Consider the following 19436-nt stretch of genomic DNA (forward strand, 5'->3'; position numbering starts at 1 on the left):
TCGGCGCCGTGGACTTACGCGTCTTTTCGCGCTGTGCATGACCGCGCCCGCGCCTAGCGCCATTCGTACGCTCTCCACTCCGGCCCTACTCGCAGCCGACTCCTCCTGAAAGCGGCGCCCGGCGCGTCCGAACGTCAGACGTTTTTGCCTCCTGGCGAAAGCGGCCTACATGCATGCCTTGAAGGAGTTCATTCATGCCGACAGCAAAGATTGGCGCCGCCGCCGCCCTCGCCCGCCTCGAAGGCTGGCAAGACACCGATGACAATCGCGACGCCATCCAGAAGGAATTCCGCTTCAAGGATTTCAATGCGGCGTTCGGCTTCATGACTCGCATCGCGCTTTATGCGGAGCGCAACGACCATCATCCCGAATGGTTGAACGTCTACAATCGCGTCGATGTCACGTTGACCACGCACGACGCCGGCGGCGTCAGCGACAAAGACGTCGCCCTCGCCCACTTCATGGACGAGAGCTTCCGCGACATCACATCGATCAAATGATCAGCGCCCGCAACGCATAGGCTGCCGCCGCGACGGCAATCAATCCGCCGAACCACAACGCCACGAACCACAACAAGCGTTTGCCCAGTGGCCGCAGCGTTTCACCCTCATCAGGCGGTCCTTCAATGATAGGCGGCATCGTCATCCACCTTGGCGCGGAAGGTCCAATAAACGAACGCCGTGTACGCTAAGATGATCGGCAACATCACCAACGCACCACAGAGCATGAGCTGCAGCGCGTTATCCGCTGCGGCGGCGTCCGCAGGCGTCATCGCAAACGGAATGATGAAGGGCCAAAGCGAAACCGCGAGGCCGACATAGCCGATCAAGAACAGGCAAACCGCATAAAGATAGGGCCGCAGGAATTTCCGCTCCTCGATCCCACGCCACATCAAAAAGAGGATGACTCCAGCGAGCAAAGGCAATGGCGCAAGTTTGATAAACACCGGCCAATCGACGCTCGTCATCGTGAGGCCCCAGCGCTCCGTGACCCGCGCATCGACCCCAAGCGTCGCCAGGCTCACCGCGCCCATCGCTAGCGCCGTGAGCAACGCCAGTTGTTTCACCCAGCGCCGCGCGCGTTCGGCAAGTTCGCCCTGGGTTTTAAAAACAATCCACGCCGCCCCAAGCAGCGCGTATCCTGCAACCAGAGACGCAGAAACCAGAAGCGAGAACGGCGTCAGCCAATCGAACGGCCCGCCAACGAACACTTCACCTTCAATAGCAATGCCCTGAACAAAACCACCGAGCACCAAACCCTGCGCGATCGCCGCCGCAATCGAACCGCCGGAAAAAGCAACCGTCCACAATTTGCGGCCACGCTCGCGCCCATGGTGGCGGAACTCAAACGCAACGCCGCGAAATATCAGCGCCAGCAACATCAGGAAGATCGGCAGATACAATGCCGGCATCAGCGCCGCGTACGCCTTCGGAAACGCCGCGAACAAGCCGCCGCCGCCGAGCACCAGCCAGGTTTCGTTGCCGTCCCACACTGGCGCGATTGCAGCCTGCATCTGGTCGCGCTCGCGTGCATTCTTCGCGAAGGGAAACAAGATGCCGACGCCGAGATCAAATCCATCCAGCGCCACGTAAAGAAATACGGCGACGGCTATCAGCACCGCCCAGACCAAAGAGAGTTCGATGCCAAACATCACGGCGCCTCCTCGATCGCGGCCCCGAGCGGCGTACCTGGCGGTTGATTGGATTGCGGTGCGGGCTCGTCGCTCTCCGGCCCCTTCGCGATCAGGCGCAATATGTAGAGAGCGCCAGCGCTGAACACGATCGAATAGACGACGATGAAAAAAAGCAATGAAGTCGCCACGGATCCCGCCGGCACGGGCGACACCGCATCCGCGGTGCGAAGCACGCCATACACAACGAAGGGCTGGCGCCCGGCCTCAGCCGTGATCCATCCAGTCAGCACAGCCACGAACCCACTCGGCGCGGCCAGCACCAATGCACGATGATACCAAGTGGCGGCATCAAGCCGCTTAAGCGCCCAGGCTCCCGCGCCCCAAATGCCCAAGGTCAGCATCACCAGCCCCATGCCGACCATGATGCGGAACGCCCAGAACGTAATCCAAACCGGCGGGCGATCTTCCGCCGCGAATTGATCGAGGCCCGGCAGCACGTCCTCCGACTCCGCATTGTTCACCACCGAACCCAAACCCGGCACAACAAGCTCAAAATGATTGCGCTCCGCTTCCTCATCGGGCCAACCAATCAGCACCGTCGGTTGTTGCGTGCGTGTGGTCCACCAGCCTTCCAGCGCCGCCACTTTCGCCGGCTGATGCTCGCCCGCGACGATGCCGCTCTCATGCCCCGCCATGATCTGCACCGGCGTCACCAGCGCCATCATCAGAACCGCCATGCGCAACGCGACGCGGCTTTCAGCCAGCGCCTTCTTCCTCAGTAACGCAAACGCCGATGCGCCAGCGACCACCATCGCCGTAGTCAAGAATGCAGCCAGCACCATGTGCGCGAAGCGCGAGGGCAGCGAAGGGTTGAAAATCACCTCCGCAAAATTGGTGGCGACCATTGTGCCGTCTTCGGCCCAGGCCCAGCCTTGCGGGGTTTGCATCCACGAATTGGCGGAGAGAATCCAAAACGCCGAGAACAGCGTTCCGATGGCGACCATGCACGTCGAAAAGAAATGGAGCCCCGGCCCTACGCGCTTCCAGCCGAACAACATGATCCCGAGGAACGATGCTTCCAGAAAGAAGGCCGTCAGCACCTCATAGGCGAGCAGCGGTCCGATAACGCTGCCGGTGATTGCGGAGAAAACACTCCAGTTCGTGCCGAACTGGTAGGACATCACAACCCCGGAGACGACGCCCATCCCAAACGACAGCGCGAAGATCTTGACCCAGAAGAGGTAGAGATTTTTGAAAACCGCGCGCTTGGTGAGAAGCCAGAGGCCTTCGAGGACTGCCAAGAACGAGGCCAACCCGATCGTGAAGGCCGGGAAGATGATGTGAAAGCCGATCGTGAAGGCGAATTGCAGCCGCGAGAGCAGCAGCGCGTCCCATTCCATCTCGTACCTCGCTTACGCTTGGGTACGCCCAAGGCGCTATCACGCCAAGCTTGCAGTTTGCCGCGCCGCGCCACAGAGTCGCGTTCAACGAGGAGGACGCTCATGGCCGGACGTATGGCAGGCAAAAAAGTATTCATCACCGGCGCGGCGCAAGGGCTTGGCGCGGCGATGGCGAAGGGCGTCGCCGCCGAAGGCGCGAAGGTGTCCGTAAGCGACGTCAACAGCGCCGGCGCCGAAAAGGTCGCCGCCGAGATCAACGCCTCGTATGGCGAAGGCACAGCGTTCGCGTTCGCGCACGACGTCACCAACGAAGAGCAATGGATTGCAGCTCTCGAAGGCGCCAACGCCGCGATGGGCGGCATTTCGGGGCTTGTGAACAATGCCGGCATCTCAAGCCGCGAAGGGAGCGTCGAGGAATTGTCGCTCGAAGGCTTCCGCCGCTTGATGAGCGTGAACGTCGATTCCGTTTTCCTAGGCGCCAAGCACGGCATCAAATATCTGGCGAAGAGCCAGCCGGGCTCGATCGTAAACATCAGCTCGATCGCCGGCCTGATCGCGAACCACACCTCCCCTGGCTACAACGCCTCCAAAGCGGCGGTGTGGCTACTCTCGAAGAACATCGCGCTCTATTGCGCAAAGAAGGGCTTGGACGTTCGTTCGAACTCGATCCACCCGACCTTCATCGACACACCGATCCTCGATCCGATCCGGAACATGTTCGGCAAGGACGAGGCAGAGGCGAAACTGGGGCGCCAAGTCCCGTTGGGACGGATCGGCAAGCCGGAAGAGATTGCCGCAGCCGCTATCTATCTCCTTTCAGACGAAAGCCGGTTCATCACGGGCTCGGAACTGAAAGTAGATGGCGGCATCTCAGCTATGTGATTTGCCGCGGCCCTGGCGCCGCCCAAGATCGAAGGTATGCACTTCTTCATGCGCAAGCTCACTGCACTCATCTGCCTCTTCACCCTGGCCGCCTGCGGCCAGCCAGCCGCGCCGCAAGGCGGGACGCCGACTGCCGAGGCTCCGGCAGAAACCACCGAGGCCGGTACGGTCGAGTTCGGCTCGACCCGGAACATGCCTGATTGGCTGCTGGTGTTGCGCACGACCGAAGGCGGCACCGTCCATTTCAACCAGCGCACCATCACCCGCCAGAACGGCCTCGCCGACATTTGGCTGCAAGTCCGCTACGGACACACGCAGGCCTGGGACGCGAGCGATGAGAGCACCGAGCGCACCATCCGCTTCGACGTTGAGCGCATGCACTATCGCTTCAATTGCACCGATGAAACGTTCGTCATCGTCGAGCGCCAGATCATGGGTGCGAATGAAGAAGTTGTCGCGCGCGATGAGCCGCAGCAAATTTATCGTGCGACACCGGCAACCGGCGTTGCACGCCAGATGCTGCCGGTCGCCTGCCGCGGGACTTAACGTCCGGACGGTCTCTGTGGCCGTTGATAGATAATGTTCGCGAGTAGCACCCGCGCGCCTTGCGTGCCGAGAACGCGATCAACCGCGATCTGCATCTGACGGGTAAGCTCGGTCGGGTTCGGTGCGGTGTGTACCCGGTAGTAGACCGAAGAATAATTCGCGAGCGCCGTCCGCAATGCATCGCGCAAACGTGGCGCATTGAGCTGCGCCCGATGGCGAAGCGCTTCGTCCGGAATATCGAGACCCATATCGACAACCATCGTGCCCTGGTTGTCATTCCGCTGAAGAACGCCGGCCGAAAATGTTGGCATCGGCATGTAGGTCTCAGCCGACGTCAGCCGCTCCTGCCGCGTGGCCGGCGCTTGCGAAGAACCACCGCCTCCACCGGAGGCGGCCGCCGGCGCAGCCAGCGCGGCGAGCATCAGCATGGCAATGAGGGGCCCAGCGAAACGCATGATCGGCGAAATTGAGCCGATGCGGTTAGGGAAGGGTTAGCGAAGCGGCTTGGCCTCGCCGCCCTTGGGCGCATCGCGAAACATCGCTGCGAGATCAACGGTTGAACGCTCTCCTAGGGCGTCGAAATGCTCCCCAAGCCACCGTTCGGCGGCTGAGCGACCCGTCTCGAAAAGCCTGTCGAAGAAGGCGAGATCTGTATTCAGATCAACGCCGAGCCCCAGCGGCGTCAGTGCCTGCGTCTCGCTCACGTTGTGAATGAGCATCTTGCGATAGCGCCCTTTCGGCAGGTGGTTGTCGTCAACAAGACGCGCCACGAAATCGATTGCGCGCAGTTCGGCGAGCAAGCTGTTGTTGAACGTGATTTCATTGACTCGTGCAGTGATTTCGACCGGCGCCCGCGGAGCCTCGGAACGTTCAACCGGATTGATTTGAACAATGACGATGTCGCGCGCTGATTTCACATCGAAGAGCGGAAACAAGGCCGGGTTTCCGGTGAAGCCGCCATCCCAATACGGCGCACCATCGATCACAACCGCTTGGAAGAGCTGGGGCAAGCAAGCCGACGCCATGATGTGATCGCCGGTCAAATCCTTGTTGTTGAAGATGCGAATGCGACCGGTTTCGACGTTGGTGGCGCCGACAAAAAGCTGGATGCCTTTACATTTTCGCACGCGCTCGAAATCAACCAGTTCCTCAAGCACCTCCTTCAGCGGGTTCACGTTGAGCGGGTTGAAATCGTAGGGCGAGGCAAAGCGGCTCGCGACGTCGGCCCAGAGCGCCAGATAACTCTCCGGCGCCCAGCCGGGCATGAACGAATTCAAGAACGCCATCATCGGCGTGCGCCGGTACGGATTTGTCTGCCCCGCGCGCGCTACGCCCTGCCAAAATGCGCGCAGGCTTTCGCGCGCGCCATCGGCGCCGCCCTCTTCGAACCCATCCGCGAGAACGACGCCGCACATGGCGCCGGCGGACGAGCCCGAGATTGCGGTGATCTCAACGCGCTCGTCTTCCAAGACGCGATCAAGCGCGCCCCACGTGTAAGCGCCGAGTGCGCCACCACCTTGGAGGGCGAGCGAAATACGCTTGCGCTTTTGGCTCACTGGGCGGTCCAGCCACCATCGACGTTGAGCGCGGCGCCGTTGATTTCATCAGCGGCCGGCGTGGTGAGAAAGAGCGCAACGCTCGCAACCTGCTCGACCTTCACGAATTCCTTGGTCGGCTGAGCAGCGAGCAGAACATCGTTGATCACCTGCTCACGCGTCATGTTGCGCGCCTTCATCGTGTCGGGGATTTGGCTCTCGACCAAACCTGTCAGGACATAGCCAGGTGAGATGGCGTTGCATCGGACATTGAAGGTCGCGCCTTCAAGCGCGACGGTTTTGGTCAAACCGATGATGCCATGCTTTGCAGCGACGTAAGCGGACTTAAATGGCGAGGCGACGTGGCCGTGCGCCGACGCGATGTTGATGATACGGCCATATCTTGCCGCCTTCATCGCGCGCATAGCGCCGCGAATGGTGTGAAAGGCCGACGACAGATTGAGCGCGATAATCGCGTTGTATTTGTCGACCGGAAAGTCTTCGATCGGCGAAACGAACTGGATGCCGGCATTGTTGACCAGTACATCAAGGCGTCCGAGCGCGCCGATGGCGCTCTCAATCATGCCCGTGCATGCATCCGGCTGCATAAGGTTGGCGCCGTCGTAGCGAACTGTGACACCGGTCTCGCGCTCAAGACCTGAGCGGATCTTTTCGATTTCCGCCGCGTCGCCCAAGCCGTTGAGCGTCACATCCATGCCGGCCTTCGCGAAAGCCGTGGCAATCCCCAGGCCGATGCCGCTGCTCGAACCGGTGACCAGCGCTGCTCTTCGTTCGCCCATGTGCTTGTCTGCTCCTCATTGCTTGCTTGTCTGCGCCGGAACCGCTAGCGCAGGCGCTAGACGGATTATTCGGTCTGGCGAGGGACCAATGGATTTAAACGCGCCTCTTAATGCATTTGTGGCCGGGTTTCCGGATTTCATCATCCAACTCGGCGTAGCGCTCGGACTCTTCGTCGCCTCTTTGATCATCTACACGGTGATGACGCCACATAAAGAATTGGCGCTGATCCGCGCAGGCAACCCGTCCGCATCGCTTGCCTATGGCGGCGTCATCGTCGGCCTGGGAATTCCTCTAGGATCATGCCTGGCGCACTCGTTCGGGTTGTTTGACCTGCTGATCTGGGGGGTGGTGACACTGCTGATCCAACTGCTGGCGTTCCGCTTTGCCGACATCTTCCTGCGCGGATTGCCGCGCCGCATCGCCGAGGGCGACGTCGCAGCGGCGATCTTCCTGATGAGTATAAAAATCGGCATCGCGCTGATCGTGGCCGGCGCGGTTGCCGATCCTAACGTACAGCTGTTCCGGGCTGGCTAGCGCATGATGCGACTGATCCCGGATTGGTTGCTCTACATCGTGGTGATCACGGTGGTGGTGTTCGTCCTTTTCCGGGTCGATCAGCGCCACGACGCCCCAGAAGCTTTGCCAGACGCGCCGCAGACAGGCTCGTTCCTGCCACCGCCGTCACAATACGATCCGGCAGTGCTGGTTGAAGTCGGACCGATCTCATCCGGGATGGGAAGCGCGTTCGCGATTTCTCCGGACGGTTGGTGGCTGACTGCGCGCCACGTCGTCGATGGTTGCGAAGCAGTTGGGCTCATCGTGTCGCGCGGCGCAGCTGCGCGCGTGGTGGACGTCAAGCGCGCGCTGTTCGCAGACATCGCGCTTTTGAAGACCGACAGCGCACCGACCGCTTTGGCGATTGACACATCGGAGCGAAGCTTTCAAATCGGTCAGCGCGCTTTTCACATCGGCTTTCCGCAGGGCCGACCCGGCGAAGCGTATTCACGCCTGATTGGCCGCGAAACCCTGATCGCGCGCGGCCGCTACGACATCGAAGAGCCGGTGCTGGCGTGGGCGGAATTGGGCCGCACATCTGGCCTTCGCGGCTCACTCGCGGGCATTAGCGGGGGTCCGGCGCTAGCTTCCAACGGACAGGTCATCGGCATCACAGTTGCTGAATCAGCGCGCCGGGGCCGTATCTACACGGCAGCGCCCTCTTCAATCTTGCGCCTGTTGCGCGTCGAGCAAGTGAATGCGCAAGGCGCGCCCGCCGAGCGGCTGACGCCAGACAATTACGGCCAAGCTTCAGACGACATGCGCCGCAATCTGGCGGTCGCGCAGGTTGTTTGCGTGGCGCCGCAGGATATGCCGGGGACATGACGACACCATTCGCCGACCGTTTGATCGAAGGCGTTCGCGCCAAGAACACACCACTCTGCGTTGGCCTCGACCCCTTCCCGGATAAAATCCCAGCGCTGTTCGGCAACGCCGTCGAAGACACCTCGACGGTTCTCAAATTCGGCACCGCCATTATCGACATCGCCCACAAGCATGCGTGCGTTTTGAAGCCCCAGCTTGGGTTGTTCGAGCAATTCGGCGAGATGGGCTACGCAGTGGCGCGGATGCTTTGCGCCTACGCCAAGCAAGAAGGCATGCTGGTACTGCTCGACGCCAAACGCGGCGACATCGGCACGACGGCGGAAGGCTATGCGCGCGCGACCATCGGCGGTCCACCAGGCTTTGGCGCAGATGCGGTGACAGTGAACCCCTACATGGGCAAGGACACGCTGGAGCCTTTCATCACGCGAGCGCAGGCCGAGGGCAAAGGCGTGGCTGTGCTCGTGCGCACGTCAAATCCAGGTGCTGGAGATTTTCAGGATCTGCAGGTCGGCGGCGCGCCGGTCTGGCAGCGCGTCGCGGAAATGCTGGCGCCGGAATGCGCGCGTTTACGCGGGCAGAGCGGCTGGTCAGGGTTGATGGCGGTCGCGGGCGCGACCTATCCCGAAGAGGCGCGTCGGCTGCGCGAAGCGATGCCAGAGGCGCTCTTTCTGGTGCCGGGCTACGGCGCTCAGGGCGCCAGCGCCGCGGATGCAGTGGCCGGTTTTGTCCAAGCTGGCGGACCGATGCGCGAAGGCGGCGTGGTGAGTTCGTCGCGGGCTGTCCTTTATCCCCAAACGGCCCAGGCGGCGACCAACATGGCCGACTGGCGGGCGGCAATCGGGGACGCCATGGCGGCGGCGGCGGCGGAACTTCGCACCGCCTGTACGTCCTGACACGCGACAAACGAAACCCAAGCCGTTAAGTCTCGATTCTGGGGATGCGGCCCGAAACGGGCGAGCGAGGGAGAAACCCATGCGCAAGAACCTGACGCGCGCCATGCTGGCCGCGCTCGCGCTGTTTATCGCGGTGCCGGCTTACGCTGACGGACCGGGCGATGGCGGACCGAACGAAGCTGCGCCGCCCGTGCGGGCAGCGCCCACGACACCGCCCCCGGCGGCGCCGTCCACTCAGCCGACTGCGGCTCCCGAAGGACGCAGCGGCGTTATCCCGCTTGGCAATGATGGGCTCTCGCTCAATGTGCCGGCGAGCTATCGCTTCTATTCGGCGGCAGAGGCGCGCGCGTATCTGCAGCGCGCTAACCAACAAGCGCCGAGCGGCGAGATTTACGGCCTGCTCGCGCGCAATGGCCAAGACATCCGCGCGCCCGACACCTGGGCGACCGTCGTCAGCTATGACGCTATCGGCTACGTGCAGCCCGAAACGGCGTCAGGCCTCAGTGACGCGAATTTCGAAACCTCCGTGCGCGATGCGCGTCAAACCCAGAGCCGCCGCTTTGAGGGTTTCGCCACCGCGCCTTCGTTCAACGCCGAGGCGCCATACGTAGTGTGGGCTGAGCGCGTTGCGGCCCCGGGCGGCGCTGGCGGAAAGGATCTGCGCTACGAGCAAAAGATCATGGGTCGCAACGGCGTCGCCGGCATGACCTCGATCGGCAGCGCCGATCAGCAACCGGCAATCGCAGCAGCGGCGACTGAATTACGCGCGATGCTCTCGTTCCCGCAAGGCAAGCGTCACGCTGATTTCCAAGCTGCATCCGACACGGTCTCAAACTATTCGGTGCCGGGGTTGGTGACGGGCGTGCCAACGGCGCAAGCGCAAACGCTGGTTGAACGAGACACCAAGACCGGCGCTGGTCAGACTGCTTTTGGCGGACTTTCTGGCTATTTTCCATGGATCGCGCTCGGCGTGATCGTGCTGGCGGGTGCAGGCTATCTGCTCATGCGCCGCCGCGATGATGACGAAGAAGAGTACGACGAAGCCTAAGCGACGCGGACAACACCGTCGCGAACAACAATGGCGATGCGCTCCAGCGCGTCGCCATTGTTACATGGGCCGCCGGCGCAGCGTCCGTCTTCGATGCCGAAGCTCGCGCCATGTGCGGCGCAGACAATGTACCGCCCCTCCTGCACCATCACGCGGCCATCCGAGCGTTGCAGCGGATAGCCCGCGTGCGGGCACTTGTTGCGAAACGCTGCGATACGATCGCCTTTGCGTGTGAGCAGGATCGAAGCAAACGGCTCATCCGGATGCGGCACAACAACGAGGGCGCCCGGATCTTGCAATGCATCGAGTTGCGCGAGGACGATGCCGCGTTCGAAGCTCACGCGCTCTCCGCTTTGAACGGGCGCGAAAGCAAGGCGGTGATGGCTTCGTCGATGCCGACGCGGTCATTCACGATCGCATCGACCGCCGCACAGATCGGCATTTCAACTTTGTATTTCGCCGCCAGCGCCACAACAGCGGGCGCACTCTCCATGCCTTCGGCAACGGAACGGCGTTCGGAAAGGATGTCCTTCAGCTTGCGCCCTTCTCCGAGCGCCGCGCCAAGCGATGTGTTGCGCGAAGTAAGCGAGGCACAGGTGAGCACGAGATCGCCAAGACCGCAGAGGCCGGAAAGCGTTTCGGCTTTGGCGCCCATGGCGAGGCCAAGGCGGGTGAGTTCGGCAAATCCGCGCGTGATCAGAGCAGCGCGGGCGCCGTCTCCCAATTTACGGCCCTCGGCGACGCCGCAAGCAATGGCGATGACGTTCTTCACCGCGCCGCCGATCTCCGCGCCGACGAGATCATCGGCGATGTAGGGGCGGAAAGTCGGCAGACCGATGGTGGCGACGATGCGCTGGGCCAGGGCAGCGTCGGGGCTGGCAATGGTGGTTGCGGTCGGCAGGCCGCGGGCGACATCCTTGGCGAAGCCAGGGCCGGAGAGCACAGCTGGGCCAACGTCCGGGATCTCTTCGGCGAGCACATCCGTCATCAAGGCCAGCGATCCGCGCTCCACGCCCTTGGCGCAGAGGACAAGCGGCGCGCCCGGCTGGAGCTGGGGGCGGACGGCGCGGAGGACGGCGCGCATGTGCTGAGCGGGCGGGACGGCGAGGATGAGCTCGGACTTGGCCGCGTCTTCAAGGTCGGCGGTGGCGCGGACGTGTGCGTTGAGCTTGATTCCAGGCAGGAAAAGCGTGTTTTCGGAGCCCGCATTGATGCTCGTGACAACCTCCGGCTCGCGAGCCCAGATCAAAACCTTGCGGCCAGCGGCGGCCGCGACCTGCGCCAACGCGGTGCCCCAAGCGCCGGCGCCGAGTACGGAGACTGTTTCGTAAGCGCCTGGCAAAATTGAATCCTTCATTGAACGTTCAATAGAAACCGCGTAGCCTGTGGGGATGGACGAAAAATCCGCTACCCGCGACCGCATCCTCCAGGCCGCGATGACCCGCATCAAGCATTACGGTTATGGTAAAACAACCATGGCCGAGATCGCTGCCGATTGCGACATGTCGCCTGGCAACATCTACCGCTTCTTCGAGGCGAAGATCGACATCGCCGAGGCGATGGCGCGCAAGCACTACGCTGAAGAGCACACGGCTATGGCGCAGGTTGGCCGCCGCAAGGATTGGCCAGCCGACAAGCGTTTGAAAGAAATGCTGCTGAAGCGGATGCGCGAGAACTTCCAAATGTTCTCGGACAACGCGAAAATCCTGGAGGTCGCGGAGGTTTTGGCCCGTGAACGCCCTGTTTTCATGAATGAATTGATTGCACTTGAGCGCGTGGGGATCACTGCGGTGATTCAAGAGGGCATGGACGCCGGCATCTTCGCTAAAGGAGATGCCGAGTTCATGGCCGAGATGCTGCAGGCCGCGACGGTGAAGTTCGGCATCCCCCAGCTGATCTCGCGCCTGACGCTGCAAAAGCTTGAGCGCGAATTCGACGGCGTGATGAGCCTTGTGCTTCAGGGGCTCTATGCACGCGCCGACGCGCCGGCGGCAAAGGCCCGCGCCAAGCAGGACGCAACGACGTAATGATCATTACGGAATAATTGAACAAAATCTATTTTCTTCATTGATCACTCCAGGAGCCGGTGGTACACGTAGTCCATCGAAGCCCGAGCCCCTGGAGTTACTCAAATGACCACGACCCGCCCCTCAATCCTTCTCTCAGCCACCTTCGTCCTGGCCGCCCTCGCCCTCTTCGCCGCCGCCGCCTCGCCGTTCATGCAGATCGCGGCTTCGGTCGTCGCGTAGTCCCTGCCCAGCCGGCGCCTCCCAGCGCTTCTCGGGTCATTTTGCAGGCGCGAAGGAGCCCCCTTCGCGCCTGTTCTTTATTTGCATTAACGGGGCGACATTAACGTTTAGATTGCAATAACGCATAACTGGGCTGGTGAAATATGCCTTCTATGCACGCTCGAAAGGGTCCATCTCACCCTCACTGGTGTTCGCACCTGCAACATCGATCCATTCGGGGAAACTCCTAATATGTCCGCTCAAGACCTACCGACGACCGCCCGCGCAATGGCCGTGGTTATCGCGATCGCGCTGGTCGCCACCGCCATGGCGCCGCTGCTTTTCACGGCTGCTCGCGTCGTCGCCTAAGCCTTTGCTCCCTTGCGCCCCGCCTGATGGCTGGGGCGCAAGCGGGCGGCCTCCTCATCCAGCGGCCAACGCGGCCGGGCTGGAAATGACAGGTCGTCACTGAATCCCAGCCGCAACCTTTCAGCGCCCGCCAGAGCAATCATGGCCGCATTGTCTGTGCACCAGCGAAGCGGCGGAGCTATGAAATCGTAGCCGCGATCCTCCCCCAGAGCCTCCAAACGGCTTCGGATCGCCTGGTTCGCAGCAACACCTCCCGCCGCCACCAGCCGCCCTTTCGCCCCCCACACACTATCGAACATCCGCATCGCGTTGCGCGTACGGTCCTCGACGATGTCGAGCACGGCGGCTTGAAAGCTGGCGCAGAGATCTGCCTTGTCTTGATCGGTGAGCACCCCAAGTCGCTCAACCGCGCGCGCGCAGGCGGTTTTCAATCCTGCAAAAGAGAAGTCGCAGCCTTCGCGGCCGAGTAGCGGGCGTGGCAGCGCGAACCGCTTGGAATCACCGTTTTCAGCGGCGCTTTCAACGAGGGGTCCGCCCGGAAAGCCAAGATTGAGAAGCTTGGCGAGCTTGTCGAACGCTTCGCCGAGCGCATCATCCATCGTCGAGCCGTAGCGACGATACACGCCAACATCGAGCACGGCGATGAACTGGCAGTGCCCACCGCTCACCAAAAGCAAGAGATACGGGAACGTCGCCCCGCCCTGGGCGAGGCGTGGGCTAAGCGCGTGCCCTTCAAGGTGGTTCACCGCGATGAGCGGCTTGTCGTGCGCCAGCGCGATGGCTTTGCCAGCCAGGAGCCCGACCATGACGCCGCCGATGAGGCCAGGCCCGGCGGTGGCTGCAATTCCATCCAGTTCAGCAAAACCGAGCCTTGCATCGGCCATGGCCGCGGCGATCGTCCCGTCGAGAACCTCAACGTGTGCGCGAGCCGCGATTTCGGGGACCACGCCCCGATACGGCGCGTGCTGAGCCGCCTGACCGCGCACCACGTCCGAGATGACGTGGGGGCCGTTCTCATCGAGGCGCAGCACCGCCGCCGCGGTTTCATCGCAGCTGGATTCGATGCCAAGGACAGTGAGTGGATTCATCACGCGCACATTTGGCGCGTTCCCCTCACCCGCGCCAGCGGTTAAGTGCAGGGCATGAGTGCTCCGCTTTTCCGCATCGGCGCGCGCGGTTCGAAACTGTCGCTGGCGCAAACCGGTCAGACTCGCGCGCGGCTGGCGACGACGCTGGGCTTGGCGGAAGATGTGTTCGAGATCGTGCCCATCGTCACCAGCGGCGACCGCATTCAAGATCGCAGGCTGATCGAGGCCGGCGGCAAGGGTCTCTTCACAAAGGAGCTGGACCACGCACTGCTCGAACGCCGCATCGATTTTGCGGTTCACTCACTAAAGGATCTGCCGACACGTTTGCCGGATGGCATCGTGCTGGCGTGCGTGCCGGAGCGCGAAGATCCGCGCGATGCGTTTGTGAGCTTAAAAGCAAAGTCGCTGGCGGATTTGCCGGCAGGCGCGCGCGTGGGAACGGCGAGTTTGCGGCGTCAAGCGCAGGTCTTGTTTGCAAGGCGCGATCTCATCGTTTCGACGCTGCGCGGCAATGTCGATACACGGCTGGCGAAGCTTGAAGCCGGAGAGGCGGATGCCACTTATTTGGCGTTCGCCGGCCTGAAGCGGATGGGCTTGGCGGATCGTGTCGCGAGCCTAGTCGATCCAGAAGAAGCGCCGCCCGCCGCTTGCCAGGGCGCGATTGCAATTACGGGGCGCACCGATGATGCTCGCGTACGCGATGCACTGGCCCGCTGCGAGAATACGAACGCGCGCATCGAGATTGAGGCCGAACGCGCGTTTCTTGATGCACTCGATGGATCGTGCCGCACGCCAATCGCGGCACTGGCGCGGGTCGATGGCGCGAAGATGTCGCTCATTGGTGAAACACTGCGTCCTGACGGCGCGCTGCGCTGGCGGCGTGTTGAGACCATTGCAATAGGCGCCGACGCGATTGGGGCGGCGCAAGCCCTTGGCGCGAAGCTTGGCCTGGAAATCCGAGACGAAGCGGGCGACGCGATCGTGTTGGATGCATGACGCTGCGCGTCGCCATCACGCGTGCTGAGCCGGAGGCATCACGGACGGCTGAGCGCGTGCGCGCGCGTGGTGCGGAAGCAGTGCTTGCACCTTTGCTCACCATCGTGGCCTGCGGTTACGACACCAACTCCGAAGGCGCGCAGGCGATTATCTTCACCAGCACGAATGGCGTGCACGCGTTTCCGGACACCCGAGGCGCGCGCGACCGCACGATCCTCACGGTCGGCGATGCGACAGCGGAAGCTGCGCGCGCGGCGGGGTTCACCGACGTACGTTCGGCGGATGGCGATGTCGCCGCGTTGGCGGCGCTAGCGAAACGCGAGCTCGATCCCGGCAAGGGCAAGCTGATCCACATCGCCGGCGATCATGTGGCCGGCGACCTTGGCGGCGAGTTGCGCGCGGCTGGGTTTCAAATCGAGCGACGGCTGGCCTACGCATCGGTGGCGCGGCAGAACCTGCCGGAGGCGCTGCTTCAGCCGCTCGACGTCATTCTTTTCCACAGCGCCCGAGCGGCCGAGACATTCGTGGCGCTCGGCGCGCCGAACGCCACGACGCTTACCGCGGGGTGCCTCAGCGCCACGATTGCTGCCGCTGCCGGAAGAACGTCCTGGGAACGCATCGTTACAGCCATACGGCCGCGCGAAGACGCTCTCCTGACGGCCACAGTCGGGGGGTAATTCTCCCCTGCTGGCGCAATCGCTTGAGCGGCTAGGCGGGCGGCCCTAAGTTTCGCTTGGCTAGCGACTCGTTTCCACTGCGAAATAGCGGAAAAGTCTCGGAAAAAAGCCGGGCAGCTCTTGGGGAATAGCATGAGCAGAGACGACGATGACGGCGACCGCGGACGCGGCGAGCCAATCGACGTTGAATATGAGCCGGCGTACCGCGAGGACGCGGGACGCGGCGTAGGCACGGGCACGGCGCTTGTGCTGGCGATCGTGGCCGCCGGCGTAGGCGCTGCTGGCGGCGCTGTGGCGCCGCGGATTCCGGCTGTGCAGCAAGCGCTGAACAATGTCGCGCCGATCTCGGCTGACGGCGTCAGCACTTCGCCCTCCGGCGAAGCGGCCTCGCTCGATCAGCGCTTGGACGCGATCGAGGAGATCATGAATGCACCGCTCGCGAGCGCTGCGGCTGGCGAAGCCGGCGACGGCGGCACTGGCGCGCGCGTGTTCGCGCTGCAATCGGGACTGCGCGACGTTGAAGCGCGGCTGAACACCATGCCCTCGACGGCGGAAGTTCAGGCTTTGGTTGCAGAAGTGCGCCGCCTGCAAGAAGAATTGCCAGCGGTCGCTGCGGAAGCGCGGACAGCTGCGACGGCGGCGCGTGCTTCGTATGCGGTTGTTGCGGCGTCTGAAGCGGCGCGTTCATCGGGACCTTTCGAACAGGCGCATGCATCACTCGCGGCGCTGCTGCCAAACGATCCGAACGTGGCGGCGCTTGAGCCGTTGGCGCGCGTTGGCGCACCGACCCGCATCGAGCTTCGCGATCAGTTTGCGCGTCTCGACAACGAGATCATCCGTTCAGCGCGGCAAAGCCAAGCTGGCGCGGGTTTCTGGGGCCGCATCCAAGCGGCCTTGGCGCAGTGGATCGTGATCCGCCAAGCAGGCGCGGGCGATACGCCGGAAGGCATCGTCGAACGTGCGGAGCAATATTTAGCGGCCGACCGCTTGGCCGACGCCATTCAAGAACTCAATCGCCTGCCCGCAGCGCCGAAGCGCGCTGCCCAGGCGTGGATAAATGACGCGCAGCGCAGGTTGGAAATCGACACGCGCATCGCGGCCATCCGCCAAGAATTGTCGCGGAGCTGATCAGCCATGTTGCGTGTCGCCTTCCTGCTCATCATCGCGGTGCTCGCGGCCCTGGTGTCGTGGCAGGTCATATCAACTGACCAGGGCACGGTCGAAATCACCTGGTTCGGCACCGAGATCACGACCAGCGCGCTGTTTGGCTTGCTGGTTCTGGTGCTGGCCGTCGCAGTAGCGCTGCCGTTACTGCGCTTGCTGATGTTCCTCATGGATGCGCCAGGACGACTCGGCAAAGTCAGCCAACGTGCGAAGGTGCGTCGCGGTCAGGAAGCCTTGGCGCTTGGCTTGATCGCGGCTGAAGCAGGCGAGTTCGAAGAAGCGCGCCGCCATGCGGACAAAGCCGAAGATCTGATCGACGAGCCGCGGCTTGCCCTGCTTTTGCAGGCGCGCGCAGCGGAGGTCAGCGGCGATACGGCGGCGGCGGAACGCGCTTATGCCGGCATGCTGCAGAACGAGGACACTGAAGTTCTGGGTCGCAAAGGCTTGATGGCGGCGGCCTTGAAGCGCGGCGATCGGGTCGCGGCGCGCGCACACGCGGAAGCAGCACTGAAAGCTTCAAAGACGGCGACGTGGCCGTTCCAATACGCGTTCGATCTCGCGGTCCAGCAAGGCGATTGGGAAAACGCAATCGAGACGCTCGATGCGGGCGATAAGCGCAAGCAGATCGAAGATAAGGTCGCCAAGCGCCGCCGCGCGGTGCTGATGAGCGCGCAATCGCAAAAGCTTGAGCGTGAGCGCCGTCCGGATAAGGCGGCGGAGATGGCGCAGAAGGCCTTCCGCATGGCGCCGGCATTTGCACCGGCCGGTGCAATGGCGGCGCGCCTGCTGGTCGGCGAAGGCAAGCCCGAGCGCGCCGCGGCCATCTTGGAAGAGGCCTGGGAAAACGGCCCGCACCCAGCTTTGGCGCATGCCTATCGCGACCTGGCGCCGGGTGAGACACGTGAAGCGCGGGCTGAGCGCATGCGCGCGTTCGCGGAACGGCGCCGTGACTCGCGCGAAACCAAAATCATCCTCGCCGAACTGGCGATGGAGCGTGGCGATTGGGGCGGCGCGCAAGCGGCGCTTGAGGACGCCTATCGCGAAAACCCCTCCTCGCGCATTTGCATCTTGTTCGCGCAAGTTGCGCGCGGACGCGGCGATGAGAACGCAGCTCGGACCTGGCTGGCGCAAGCGGCGGCGGCCCCGCGCGAAGCCGATTGGTCGGATCTCGATCCGGAAGGTCCGGCGTTTCTGTATGACGACAACGACTGGGCGCGTCTCGTTTACGCGTTCGGCGATGGCGGCATGCTGATTCACCCGCGCATGGAGCGTGGCGGCAACGACGTGCTTGGGCCCGTTATGGCGATGCCAACGGCGGTGCTGACGCCGCCAAAACCGGAACTTCGCGCCGAGCGCGCGCCGGACGACGTCGCCGAGGAAGTCGAAGAAATCCGCTAAGCGGCGTTGGCGTTTTGCCGGCGATGACGCAAGCTCGCTACGAGAGCTTGCGAGACCATGTGCGATAGCTTCGTTGCCCAGCCCCAGCGCACCGCCAATGGCGCGATGCTGTTCGCCAAGAATAGCGATCGCGAACGCAATGAAGCGCAGGCGCTGGAATTGGTGGCGGCGGCAGAGCACGCGTCCGATGCGAAGCTCTTATGCACCTACGGCGCACCAATGCGTGCCTGATCAGCCGACCGTGCTGGATGTGGGGCGCGGAAATGGGCGCCAACGAGCATGGCGTTGTCATTGGCAATGAGGCGATGCATGCGCTGGTTGCGCCCAGCGAGACGCCGGCGTTGACGGGCATGGACATCTTACGCTTAGGGCTCGAACGCGCGGCGAGTGCGGCGGAAGCGGTGGAGGTCATGACCTCGCTGCTCGAGGCGCACGGTCAGGGCGGCAATTGCGGCCATCGGCATGAGTTTTTCTATCAAAACGGCTTTCTGATCGCGGATGGGCGCGAAGCGTTTGTTCTTGAGACTGTCGGACGCTGGTGGGCGGTGGAGCGCGTCAGCGGTGAGCGGGCGCTATCGAACGCTTACAGTATCGGGCGCGGCTACGAGCAGATTAGCCGTGATCTGGCGCAGCATGCGCGCGCCAGTGGGTGGCTAGATAGCGATCACCGTTTCGATTTTGCAGCGCAATTTCTCAATCCGGAGCGAGATGAGGTGAGCTTTGGGCGCGGACGTTGTGCGCGCGGCGGGCAAATCTTGGCGGCGCATAAGGGCAAGCTAACGCCGCAGGCGATGATGGCGGTGCTGCGCGATCACGGCGAAGAGGGCCAAGCGCGAGGCTGGACGCCGGAGCAAACCAAGCGGCGTTCGATCTGCATGCATGCCGCAGAGGGTGCGCGACGCAGCCAAACGACCGCGTCGTGGGTGAGCGAGTGGACGCCTGATGGCGTGGTGCATTGGGTGACGGCGAGCGCCGCGCCGTGCCTCAGCATCTTCAAGCCGATCATCCTTGGCGTTGCAGCACCCGATAGCGGCCCTGCTCCGACGGACAAATTCTATCGGCGCGCGCGCTGGTGGCGGCACGAACTTTGGCACCGGGCCGCGCTCTGCGACTACGCCGAACAGGCCGCGAAGATCGCAGCAGAGCGCGATGGGCTGGGGCTTAAGTTCGCCACCGCGGTTCGCACGGCGATGAGTTCCACCGATCAGCTCAAAAAAGCCATCGCCGATTGCTGGCGCGAGGCCGACGAGGCTGAAGCCCGCTGGGCTGTGAGCGCGCACCACGACGGCTACGCACGCTGCGGCCAGGCCTATGCGGCGTCATGGGCGGAACATGATAAAGTGGGGATGGTGCGCCTACGTGACTCGCGCACATGAAGAATTCTCTGACATTTCTGCG

General features: G+C 63.0%; 23 protein-coding genes. 14 read left to right on the plus strand and 9 right to left on the minus strand.

All coding sequences use genetic code 11. From position 1 onward, the window contains the following. Positions 1-194: 194 nt before the first annotated feature. Positions 195-500 (plus strand): 4a-hydroxytetrahydrobiopterin dehydratase, encoded by a 306-nt coding sequence (locus ATE48_RS09505; RefSeq protein WP_066770615.1) that lies wholly within the window; start codon positions 195-197, stop codon positions 498-500. On the opposite strand, the gene ATE48_RS19755 is transcribed toward ATE48_RS09505, so the two are convergent. From ATE48_RS19755 to ATE48_RS09515, 3 genes are read right to left on the minus strand one after another with little or no spacing between them, the layout of a single operon-like run. Then, entirely contained in the window at positions 493-639 is a 147-nt protein-coding gene (locus ATE48_RS19755; RefSeq protein WP_156767704.1) for a DUF2474 domain-containing protein, read from the minus strand. The two genes, ATE48_RS09505 and ATE48_RS19755, sit on opposite strands and share 8 nt — an antisense overlap. Beyond that, positions 623-1651 (minus strand): cytochrome d ubiquinol oxidase subunit II, encoded by a 1029-nt coding sequence (gene cydB / locus ATE48_RS09510; RefSeq protein ID WP_066770617.1) that lies wholly within the window; start codon positions 1649-1651, stop codon positions 623-625. The genes ATE48_RS19755 and cydB overlap by 17 nt, the downstream gene beginning before the upstream one ends. Next, on the minus strand, positions 1651-3033 hold the full coding sequence (locus ATE48_RS09515; protein WP_066770619.1) for a cytochrome ubiquinol oxidase subunit I: 1383 nt from the start codon (positions 3031-3033) through the stop codon (positions 1651-1653). Before ATE48_RS09515 ends, cydB begins: the two co-directional genes overlap by 1 nt. Positions 3034-3135: 102 nt before the next feature. Between ATE48_RS09515 and ATE48_RS09520 the strand changes: the two genes are divergently transcribed. After that, complete coding sequence (locus ATE48_RS09520) at positions 3136-3915, plus strand: SDR family oxidoreductase (protein WP_066770621.1); 780 nt, start codon at positions 3136-3138, stop codon at positions 3913-3915. Between the two features lie 48 nt (positions 3916-3963). Next, a complete protein-coding gene (locus tag ATE48_RS09525; protein WP_156767705.1) occupies positions 3964-4461 on the plus strand; it encodes a surface-adhesin E family protein in 498 nt (165 codons plus the stop codon). Here ATE48_RS09525 and ATE48_RS09530 read toward each other — a convergent pair. The 3 genes from ATE48_RS09530 to ATE48_RS09540 are packed head-to-tail and all read right to left on the minus strand — an operon-like array spanning position 4458 to position 6796. Continuing rightward, the gene (locus ATE48_RS09530; protein WP_066770633.1) at positions 4458-4916 is read right to left on the minus strand and encodes a hypothetical protein; all 459 of its coding nucleotides are present in this window, start codon (positions 4914-4916) and stop codon (positions 4458-4460) included. The two genes, ATE48_RS09525 and ATE48_RS09530, sit on opposite strands and share 4 nt — an antisense overlap. Positions 4917-4952: 36 nt before the next feature. Continuing rightward, on the minus strand, positions 4953-6017 hold the full coding sequence (locus tag ATE48_RS09535; RefSeq protein ID WP_066770637.1) for a patatin-like phospholipase family protein: 1065 nt from the start codon (positions 6015-6017) through the stop codon (positions 4953-4955). After that, a complete protein-coding gene (locus ATE48_RS09540; RefSeq protein ID WP_066770638.1) occupies positions 6014-6796 on the minus strand; it encodes a 3-hydroxybutyrate dehydrogenase in 783 nt (260 codons plus the stop codon). Before ATE48_RS09540 ends, ATE48_RS09535 begins: the two co-directional genes overlap by 4 nt. 88 nt (positions 6797-6884) lie before the next feature. On the opposite strand from ATE48_RS09540, the gene ATE48_RS09545 reads away from it, so the two are divergent. The 4 genes from ATE48_RS09545 to ATE48_RS09560 all read left to right on the plus strand — a co-directional run bounded on the left by ATE48_RS09545 (position 6885) and on the right by ATE48_RS09560 (position 10118). Next, positions 6885-7331: a DUF350 domain-containing protein gene (locus ATE48_RS09545; protein ID WP_066770639.1), complete on the plus strand. Its 447-nt coding sequence runs from the start codon at positions 6885-6887 to the stop codon at positions 7329-7331. A gap of 3 nt (positions 7332-7334) precedes the next feature. Further along, positions 7335-8177, plus strand: a complete 843-nt coding sequence (locus ATE48_RS09550; RefSeq protein ID WP_083197265.1) for a S1 family peptidase — start codon at positions 7335-7337, stop codon at positions 8175-8177. Then, positions 8174-9070: an orotidine-5'-phosphate decarboxylase gene (gene pyrF, locus ATE48_RS09555; protein WP_066770640.1), complete on the plus strand. Its 897-nt coding sequence runs from the start codon at positions 8174-8176 to the stop codon at positions 9068-9070. The genes ATE48_RS09550 and pyrF overlap by 4 nt, the downstream gene beginning before the upstream one ends. 79 nt (positions 9071-9149) lie before the next feature. After that, entirely contained in the window at positions 9150-10118 is a 969-nt protein-coding gene (locus ATE48_RS09560) for a DUF2167 domain-containing protein (RefSeq protein ID WP_066770643.1), read from the plus strand. On the opposite strand, the gene ATE48_RS09565 is transcribed toward ATE48_RS09560, so the two are convergent. Together ATE48_RS09565 and ATE48_RS09570 are read right to left on the minus strand one after the other, a co-directional pair. Then, the gene (locus ATE48_RS09565; protein ID WP_066770646.1) at positions 10115-10459 is read right to left on the minus strand and encodes a Rieske (2Fe-2S) protein; all 345 of its coding nucleotides are present in this window, start codon (positions 10457-10459) and stop codon (positions 10115-10117) included. The two genes, ATE48_RS09560 and ATE48_RS09565, sit on opposite strands and share 4 nt — an antisense overlap. After that, entirely contained in the window at positions 10456-11475 is a 1020-nt protein-coding gene (locus tag ATE48_RS09570; protein WP_066770649.1) for an NAD(P)H-dependent glycerol-3-phosphate dehydrogenase, read from the minus strand. Before ATE48_RS09570 ends, ATE48_RS09565 begins: the two co-directional genes overlap by 4 nt. A 34-nt stretch (positions 11476-11509) precedes the next feature. Between ATE48_RS09570 and ATE48_RS09575 the strand changes: the two genes are divergently transcribed. Next, entirely contained in the window at positions 11510-12145 is a 636-nt protein-coding gene (locus ATE48_RS09575; RefSeq protein ID WP_066770652.1) for a TetR/AcrR family transcriptional regulator, read from the plus strand. Between the two features lie 566 nt (positions 12146-12711). On the opposite strand, the gene tsaD is transcribed toward ATE48_RS09575, so the two are convergent. Further along, the gene (tsaD, locus tag ATE48_RS09580; RefSeq protein ID WP_066770654.1) at positions 12712-13803 is read right to left on the minus strand and encodes a tRNA (adenosine(37)-N6)-threonylcarbamoyltransferase complex transferase subunit TsaD; all 1092 of its coding nucleotides are present in this window, start codon (positions 13801-13803) and stop codon (positions 12712-12714) included. A gap of 54 nt (positions 13804-13857) precedes the next feature. Between tsaD and hemC the strand changes: the two genes are divergently transcribed. The 6 genes from hemC to ATE48_RS09605 all read left to right on the plus strand — a co-directional run bounded on the left by hemC (position 13858) and on the right by ATE48_RS09605 (position 19414). Then, positions 13858-14799, plus strand: a complete 942-nt coding sequence (gene hemC, locus ATE48_RS09585) for a hydroxymethylbilane synthase (protein ID WP_066770656.1) — start codon at positions 13858-13860, stop codon at positions 14797-14799. Next, positions 14796-15476, plus strand: a complete 681-nt coding sequence (locus ATE48_RS09590) for a uroporphyrinogen-III synthase (protein WP_066770658.1) — start codon at positions 14796-14798, stop codon at positions 15474-15476. The genes hemC and ATE48_RS09590 overlap by 4 nt, the downstream gene beginning before the upstream one ends. Before the next feature lie 132 nt (positions 15477-15608). Continuing rightward, positions 15609-16604, plus strand: a complete 996-nt coding sequence (locus ATE48_RS09595) for a COG4223 family protein (protein WP_066770660.1) — start codon at positions 15609-15611, stop codon at positions 16602-16604. A gap of 6 nt (positions 16605-16610) precedes the next feature. Beyond that, complete coding sequence (locus ATE48_RS09600; protein WP_066770664.1) at positions 16611-18038, plus strand: heme biosynthesis HemY N-terminal domain-containing protein; 1428 nt, start codon at positions 16611-16613, stop codon at positions 18036-18038. A 57-nt stretch (positions 18039-18095) separates the two neighbouring features. Next, positions 18096-18269, plus strand: a complete 174-nt coding sequence (locus ATE48_RS19760; RefSeq protein ID WP_156767706.1) for a hypothetical protein — start codon at positions 18096-18098, stop codon at positions 18267-18269. 32 nt (positions 18270-18301) lie between these two features. Further along, a complete protein-coding gene (locus ATE48_RS09605; protein ID WP_228126880.1) occupies positions 18302-19414 on the plus strand; it encodes a C69 family dipeptidase in 1113 nt (370 codons plus the stop codon). The last annotated feature ends 22 nt before the right edge of the window (positions 19415-19436 follow it).

This window comes from Candidatus Viadribacter manganicus (genome assembly GCF_001679665.1).
Taxonomy (GTDB): domain Bacteria; phylum Pseudomonadota; class Alphaproteobacteria; order Caulobacterales; family Aquidulcibacteraceae; genus Vitreimonas; species Vitreimonas manganica.